Origin of the sequence: Lacisediminihabitans sp. H27-G8 (assembly GCF_046156175.1) — a bacterium.
In the GTDB taxonomy this organism is placed as follows: domain Bacteria; phylum Actinomycetota; class Actinomycetes; order Actinomycetales; family Microbacteriaceae; genus Lacisediminihabitans.
This window is the reverse complement of record NZ_JAYLVL010000012.1, coordinates 1-8420: the sequence shown is the minus strand read 5'-3', so window position 1 is coordinate 8420 and position 8420 is coordinate 1. Positions and strand designations below refer to the sequence as shown.

3 protein-coding genes are annotated in these 8420 nt (G+C 61.9%); 2 read left to right on the top strand and 1 reads right to left on the bottom strand.

All coding sequences use genetic code 11. The features are described from left to right. Positions 1 to 486 precede the first annotated feature (486 nt). Complete coding sequence (locus VLI63_RS17585; RefSeq protein WP_409158148.1) at positions 487 to 3852, top strand: RHS repeat-associated core domain-containing protein; 3366 nt, start codon at positions 487 to 489, stop codon at positions 3850 to 3852. A 772-nt stretch (positions 3853 to 4624) separates the two neighbouring features. On the opposite strand, the gene VLI63_RS17580 is transcribed toward VLI63_RS17585, so the two are convergent. After that, positions 4625 to 5179, bottom strand: coding sequence for a recombinase family protein (locus tag VLI63_RS17580; protein ID WP_409158147.1), 555 nt, complete (start codon positions 5177 to 5179; stop codon positions 4625 to 4627). A 158-nt stretch (positions 5180 to 5337) separates the two neighbouring features. On the opposite strand from VLI63_RS17580, the gene VLI63_RS17575 reads away from it, so the two are divergent. Continuing rightward, entirely contained in the window at positions 5338 to 8298 is a 2961-nt protein-coding gene (locus VLI63_RS17575; RefSeq protein WP_409158146.1) for a Tn3 family transposase, read from the top strand. The last annotated feature ends 122 nt before the right edge of the window (positions 8299 to 8420 follow it).

Below are 8420 nucleotides of genomic sequence, written 5' to 3'. Positions count from 1 at the left end.
CACACCCAGAAACACCTCAACACGGTGGCTGCTGCCCTGAACCGGCGACCGCGGAAACGCTACGGATACGCCACCCCAAATGAGAGACTTGAACAACTCACCGGTGCGCTGACCGGTTGAACCTCCCCACGCTAAGCCGATTCTGTGTGCTGGGTTGGCGTAGTTGGGGCTCCGTTTTCCGGTTTAGTGGTGGGTTGCGGGGATCCGGCGGCAGGGGGTCGGGAGGGCTGACGCGTGGACGCGCGGAGTCGACCCAGGGTGAATTCCCAATAATCTTTCAGACGGTCAGAAACTGGAGTGGCTCACTTTTCGCGCGCGCGACGTCGAATCCGATGAAATATTGATGGTGAAAAGGCTATTGCTGTCCCGGGGAGAAGGGCATACGTTGTGGCTACTGTCTCTTTCCGGCCCCCGGCCCTCCGATTTTCTCGCAGGATTCGCCCGTCCGAACATCGACAGCAGCGTCGCTTGCGGTTCTCCCAACCGATGACGTTGACCTTGTCGGTGGTGTCGGATTTGGAGTCAGTGGTGACCGTTTCACACGTTTCCTCCCGAATGCGCGGGACTTTAGCTGCGTCGGTTTCTGTGGTTCTGGCGGTGGGCCTGGTGGGCGCGATTCCGTTGGTGGCGTCGGCGTCTCCGCTGCCGGCACCAACTGTGGTGGGGATGACCGGTGCGCGGCCGTCGGCGACTCGTTTGTCGTTTCCGATCAGTGACCACGTCACTGCGGCTGTGGATGTGGGGACCGGGAATCTTGAGGTGTCGACCCGGGCGATGACGTTGCCGGGAGTGACCTCCACTGTCCCGTTGACGGCAGTGTTCAACTCGATGTCGCAAATATTGGGCAGCACTTCCAATGGTGCTGCGAATAAGTGGATTGCCAGTGCTGGTGGTGCGGGCACGTTGACGGTGAACTCGTCCACTGGTGCTTTGGTGTTTGTGACTGCGGATGGGGCCACCTGGTCGTTCACCCCGGTGACCGGCTCTGCTGTGGCCTTCACCTCCCCGGCCGGTTTTCAGGCAACGCTGGCGGCGCAGTTGACCGGCGGGACGGTGAGCGGGTACACCCTCACCTACTGGGTGTCGCAAACTGTTGAGACGTTTGATGCGAACGGGTTGGCGAGGACGGTCACCGACCGCAACGGCAACGTGACGACGTTCGGGTTTGACGGGTATGGGAATCCGACCAACATCGTGTCGTCGGCGGGTCCGACTGCCGCCCGCACGGCGACGATCGCCTACAACCCGGGCTCTTTCACGGAGACGGTGACCCAGACGAACGGGGCGCTCACCCGTAATGTGAAGTACATCAAAAATTCGGTATCCAATTTGACCTCCATTGTTGATGCGATGGGTACCAGCACCGCGTTCACGTACACGTCCGGCAATGTGACGCAGATCATTTCCGTTACCGGTGCGGAAACGGATTTCGCCTACGACGGGTCCGGTCGAATCACCCAGGTGGATCAGCTCAACACCACGACCGGGTCCCCGGGCACGTCGACGACGCGCTTCACTTACCCGTCGGCCGGTCAAACGTTGGTTGCCGGGCCGAACACGTCCATAAGTACAGCGGTTGCGACCGGTCCGCACCTCACCTATACGATCGGTGCCGGATATCGGGTTTCGAAGGTAACGGATCAGATCGGTCGTCAACGGTCGGCAACCTACAGCCCCACCAATTTGGCCCCGGCGACTTCGACTCGGGGTAACACTGACACCACTCCGCCTCCGGGGTCCACCCCGACCGGAACCTCCACGAATACCTTCGGTGCGAACGCGGGCCAGTCATTGACGGCCGCCGCCGCCCCGGGCGGTGCTACCCGCACGGCCGCGTATGCGAACACGGGCAGCAGCGCCTACCTTCCCTCGTCGACGAGCAGCGATTCGGCCGATCAGACGGTGTATCACTACACCGGGTCCGGCAACGTGGATTCAACAACCAATTCGACTCTCGCCGCGACCGCAGCGTTGACCTACAACACGAACGGCACGGTGGCGACAGCGACCGCGCCGAACAACGCAGCGGTCGGAGTGACCCCGGCGAACCCGACCATCTATGGGTATGACCCGTACACGTTCCAACTGATGTCGGTCACCCCGCCGACCGGCACGAACCTGGGGGTGAAGGCGCTCACCTATGACGGGTTCGGGCGGTTGAAGACGATCACCGACGGGCGCGGCAACACCACCACCTACAGCTACGACAAGATCGACCGGCTTTTGAGCACCGGGTTCTCCAGTGGACTTGCGACGGTGACGAATACGTACAACTCTGCCGGGCAGCAACTGACCAGTGTTTCAGCAACGGGGACAATCACGAACACCTATGATCAACTCGGTCGGCTCCTGACCACGGTGAACACCGCCGGCGGCGGCACCGAAACGTACACCTACGACAAAGGATCGAATCTGGCCACCACCACTGATGGGTTCGGGACGATCACGAATACGTACGACGCCTCTGGTGTGCTGATCGATATGAAATATCCGCACAACGGGTCGTTCCAACATTTGGTATTCAAAACGGATGACCAGGGCCGGCGCACCGACCAATACCTGCAATCCGATTCGACCGGCACCTACTGGGCCGCCCACGTACACACCACCTACGACACGACAGGACGAATTTCCGGCTTGACCGCTGCGACCGGGCAGGCCCCCACGACGGTCACCCCGGTGCTGGATATGAGCTACTGCTACAACACGGCAAGTCCCGCGCCGACCTGCGCAACGGGGACTTCGACGGATCGGTCGAAGTTGCAGTGGCAGAAAGACAACCTCAGCGGGCAAGTGACCGCTTTCAGCTACGACAGCGGCGGACGACTCCTCACCGTGACCCAGTCCGGTGGGGCGACGAACAACACGTACACGTACACGTACGACGCGGACGGGAACCGGAAAACCTCGGTCGTCACCGGTTCTAACCCGGCATCCCAGTCCCTGACCTTCAACGCGGCGAACCAAATCACCACCCCCGGGTACAGCTATGACGGGGCCGGGAATCTGACCGCCACCCCGACCGCGTCGTACACCTACAACGCGGCGGAACAGATGACCCAAGCGGTCACCGGAGGTGTGACCAGCACCTACACGTACGCGGGGGCGTCCCAATCGCAGGTTCTGTCCGAAACGAAAGGCGGATCAAGCGCGATCGCGACGAAGCTGGTGTATGGGCGTACCGGTGCGAACGGGCAACCGGAGATTGAGCAGTACAGCATCAACGGGAACCAGGCGTACGTGTTTGATGATCCCACCACCGGGCAGCCACTCGGAATCGTGACCTCCAGCGACCAAGCGTGCATGCTCGTCTTCGATGGGACCGGAAACCCGGTCGGACTGCTGAGCAACAGCGCCACCGTGTCGTTCACCTACAAATACGACCCATGGGGGGTGCAAACCCTCTCCGCCGGCGGGACTGGCAACGGCGCCGGGCAGAACCCGTACGCATTCCATGGCGGGATCAAAGACCCCGGCTCCGGACTGGTCAAATTCGGACTCCGCTGGTACAACCCGACCACCGGAACCTGGACCCAACAAGACACCCTCGACAGCCCCCTCGACCCCGCCAACGCCAACCGATACGCCTACGCCGGCGACGACCCCATCAACAATCAGGACCCCACAGGTCGGATCTTGGGTCTCGCGTGTGGGACCGCGGCATTGGCGGGGCTCGCGGCAGTGGCCTTCACTGTGTTGGATGTTGCGGACATAATAGCTGCCGCTGCTGCGGCCGCCCCCACTCTCGGCACGTCGGCGATTGCGGGGGCGACCGCCGCGGTAGCGTTAGGTGTGGCGATCGGTTTTGAAGTAGGGGTGACAGGGGTGGCTACGCGTGAGTGCTTCGGATAGCACCAGAAAAGCCCTTTGGCTGGCAATTGCGACACTGGCCCTGGGCTTAGCCGTTGCCGTCTTCGTTCTCTTCTCAGTCCTCTCGCCGGGTGGCGAATCAATCGTGTTCTTGATCTTGGCGCTTCTGGCGCTGGCTACGATGATCTTCCTGTTCTTCTATCGACGGCGAAGGGCGCGTTAAGCTGCCTAACGGCTTCGATCGATACCCGCTTTGTGGGGAACGAAAAAAGGAAAAATTAGCTGAACAGCGAATGGAGTCAGACCGGTACGCCTACGCCGGCGACGACCCCACCAACTGACAGGACCCCCATAGATCAGGTGCCCTTCGATCCAATCGGGGCACTAACAGGATGAAAAATCTACGTTTGAAACACCCCCAAAATCGGCGAACCCAAACCCTGCGCGGCCTCGCACACGGCGCGTGGCTCCTAACTGTGTTGGTCATTGCAATTCCCCTGGGTATTTGGACCTTTTCCCAGGAACTGGCCTCGGTCCGCTTCGCGCGGGATTATTTATTGGCGCGGCATTCCTAATAACGGGAGTGCTCTTGCGTGCCCGCGCCGATCCGGCATTCGACCCGCGACACGAAGCTCCAGTCGACGACGATCTTCCTCAGCGATGAAAACAGTTCAGCGAACACTTCCGCATTCGCCGGTGCGGCCGCAATAGAAGTGTCTGCTGTCGATCACTGACGGGCGGGGCAACACCTCCACATAAATAACTCGGCGGATTTTTGGGCCCAACTGGCGTAGTTGAAGCTCCGTTTCCTGGTTCAGCGTTCGGTGGCGGGGATCCACCGATAGAGGGTCGGGATCGAGACGCCGACGTTGTGGGCCACGTCGGCGGCAGAGGTGCCTTGGGCGAGCAGCTGCCGTGCGGCGGCGATCTTCCGGTCGGTCATGAGGCGTTTGCGGCCGGGAGGGCGCCCGTTCTTTCGGGCGGCTTCCAGCCCGGCACGGGTGCGCTCAACAGTGAGTTCCCGTTCCATCTGGGCGAGGGAGGCCATGACGTGGAAGAAGAACCGGCCGGCCGGGGTGGTGGTGTCGATCTGGTCGGTGAGGGACCGGAACCCGATCCCGGCGTGCTCGAGCTGGTCGGTGAACGCGATCAGGTTCTTCACGGAACGGCCCAGCCGGTCAAGTTTCCAGACGACTAGTGTGTCCCCGTCGCGGAGATGATCGAGGGCTAGGTCCAGGCCTGGGCGGGAGGATTTGGCACCGCTGATGGTGTCGGTGAAGATTTTCTGACAGCCGGCAGCGGTCAGGGCGTCGCGTTGCAGGTCGAGGTTTTGGTCGGTCGTTGAGACGCGGGCGTAGCCGATGAGCATGGGGTACCGTTTCGGTTCTCGGAATCCGTTGTTGTGGAGTGATGCAAGAATACTGTTCTGAGAAGTGTTTGTGAGAGACCAAAACCCGCGAAGTTCCGTGTGCTGCCCGCAGCGGGGATGGGGTTCTTGTTTTCCTCCGTTTTCAAGAAGGAGCATTCATGCCGCGTCGCCCGGTTCTGACCGTCATCGAACGCGACGAGCTCATTGCTCTGCCGATCGATGAGCTGGCGCGTGTGCAGCACTACACGTTGAGCGATTCCGACCTGGCGATCATCCGGCAACGCCGCGGAGATGAAAACCGGTTGGGGTTCGCCGTTCAACTCTGTTACCTCCGATTCCCCGGCCGTGCCCTCGGGGTCGACGAGGTCCCCGATGCTGCTCTGGTCGAACGGCTCGTCAAACAGCTCGGCATTTCAGCTGAAAGCTGGGATCAGTACGCCGCACGCCCACAAACCCGGGTCGAGCACTTTGCCGAACTGCAAACCTGGCTGAAGCTTCGAACCTTTGATCTCTCCGATTACCGCCGGTGGGCGGTCACCCTTGCCGACCTTGCCCAACGCACCGATCGTGGTTTTGCCCTGGCCGAAGCGATCGTTGCGGGCCTTCGGGGGGAGAGCATTGTTGTTCCCTCCGTGGAGGTCATCGAGCGCATCTGTGCCGAAGCTTTGACGCATGGCACACGGCGAATGCACACCCGCCTGATCGAGCCGGTATCTGCCGCGTCCCTTGCTGCCCTTGATCAACTCCTTGTGGTGGCTGGCGGTGCGCAGCTGAGCCGGTTGAGTTGGCTTCGCCAACCGTCGGGGACACCTAGGGCCCGGCATATTCTCACTCACCTGGAGAGACTGAAAACGGTTCGCGCGATTGGGATCCCGCCCGACACCGGGCACGCTGTGCACAGCGGGCGGCTTGCGAAACTTGCCCGTGAGGGCGGCCAGATGACCTCCCAGCATTTGCGGGATCTTGAACCGACCCGGCGACACGCGACCCTTGTCGCGGTTGTGCTCGACACCCAGGCGACGTTGATCGATGAGGTCATCGATCTTCATGACAGGTTCCTGGGCGCCGTGTTCAGCCGGGCGAAACGCACTCACGCGGAGCAGTTCCAGAACTCGGGCAAAGCGATCAGTGAGAAGGTTCGCCTGTATTCACAGATCGGCCGCGCCCTCCTGGCCGCGAAAGAATCCGGGGCTGAACCTTACGCCGCGATCGAGAAGGTGATCTCCTGGGCGGCTCTTGAGGAGAGTGTCACCGAGGCGGAGCACCTCGCGGGGCCAGCGAACTTCGATCATCTCGCCTTCGCGATCGACGGGTATGGGCAACTTCACCGCTACGTCCCCGCCCTCCTTGACGCCCTCGATTTTCGGGCAGCGCCTGCTGCGCGTGATGTTCTCGCCGGGATCGTGCTGCTTCGTGACCTGAACGCCCGCCAGGCGCGGAAAGTCCCAGACACGGCCCCGACTTCCTTCATTCGCAAACGGTGGGCCGATCTCGTCAGAACGCCCGAGGGCCTCGATCGGCGCTTCTACGAATTGTGCGTGATGTCGGAGCTTCGGAACTCGCTGCGCTCTGGAGACATTTGGGTGCCTGGCTCCCGCCAGCACAGGGACTTTGATGAATACCTTCTGCCCGCCCCCGTGTTCCGGGAACGCCAGACCACGGACGCGCTCGGGCTGCCGATCGCCGCAGATGTTGACCAGTTCCTCGGCGCCCGCATGGCCCTTTTGAAGCAACAGCTCGTCGCGGTTGAGAGCCTCGCAGCGGCCGGCGAGTTGCCCGATGCGGCGATGACGGCGGCCGGACATTTGCGGATCAGCCCGCTGACGAACATGGTGCCCGACGAAGCAGACGCCCTGATCCGGGCCAGCTACGGACTCCTGCCGCACGTGAAGATCACCGAACTGCTCCTCGAAGTTGATCAGTGGACCGGATTCTCCACACACTTCACCCACCTCAAATCCGGCCAACCGCCCAAAGACACCAGCCTCCTGTTGAGCGCAGTCCTCTCCGATGCGATCAATCTAGGGCTCCGGAAAATGGCGGAAGCATCCCCCGGGATCACGGTCACCAAACTCGGTTGGTTACAGGCCTGGCATGTCCGCGACGAAACCTACGCCGCCGCCCTCGCCGAAATCGTCAACGCACAATCCCGGCAACCCTTCGCCGCCCGGTGGGGGCACGGGGCCACCTCCTCCTCCGACGGGCAAAACTTCAAAGCCGGCGGCCGCGGGCTGTTCGCCGGCCACGTCAACCTCAAATACGGGCAAGAACCCGGCGTCCAGTTCTATACCCACATTTCCGACCAGTACGCACCGTTCCACAGCACAGTGATCTCCGCCACCGTCCGGGACTCCACCCACGTTCTCGACGGACTGCTCTACCACGAGTCCGACCTTCGGATCGAGGAGCACTACACCGATACCGCCGGTTTCACCGACCACGTCTTCGCCCTCACCCACCTCCTCGGCTACCGGTTCGCCCCACGCATCCGAGGACTGGCCGATAAGCGCCTCTACATTCCCGGCAAGTCCGACAATTACCCGAGCCTGAAGCCGCTGATCGGCGGCAGCATCAACACCACACTCATTCGCGCCCACTGGGACGACATCCTGCGTCTCACCACCTCAATCAAGAGCGGCACCGTCACCGCATCGCTGATGCTGCGAAAGCTCGGTAGCTACCCGCGCCAGAACGGGCTTGCAACGGCGCTCCGGGAACTTGGTCGCCTCGAACGCACCCTGTTCACCCTCGACTGGATGCAGAACCCGGAACTGCGCCGACGAGTGCAAACCGGCCTGAATAAAGGAGAAGCCCGGAACGCGCTCGCCCGTGCGGTGTTCTTCAACCGGCTCGGTGAGCTCCGCGACCGTTCCTACGACAACCAACGCCACCGCGCATCCGGGCTGAACCTGCTCACCGCCGCGATCACCCTCTGGAACACCGTCTACCTCGAACACACCATCACCACCACTGGCCACCCAGTCGATGATCCGTTGCTCGACCATCTCTCACCACTCGGCTGGGAACATATCAACCTCACCGGCGACTACACCTGGAACAACCCCCGCCAACCCAAAGCCGGAAAACTACGACCGCTCAGACGCCCAGGAACCCCTTAGCGTGGGGAGGTTCAACCGGTCAGCGCACCATCTGGCAGTTTTGGAGGATGGTTATGACGGATTCGGTGGCACGGTTCTCAGCGCGGCTGGTTCCGGAGGTGACGGCCCGGTTGTGGGATCTC

Coding starts and splice junctions, on each gene's coding strand:
- VLI63_RS17580 (WP_409158147.1), bottom strand. CDS start 5,179: ATGCTCATCGGCTACGCCCGCGTCTCAACGACCGACCAAAACCTCGAC.
- VLI63_RS17585 (WP_409158148.1), top strand. CDS start 487: ATGACGTTGACCTTGTCGGTGGTGTCGGATTTGGAGTCAGTGGTGACC.
- VLI63_RS17575 (WP_409158146.1), top strand. CDS start 5,338: ATGCCGCGTCGCCCGGTTCTGACCGTCATCGAACGCGACGAGCTCATT.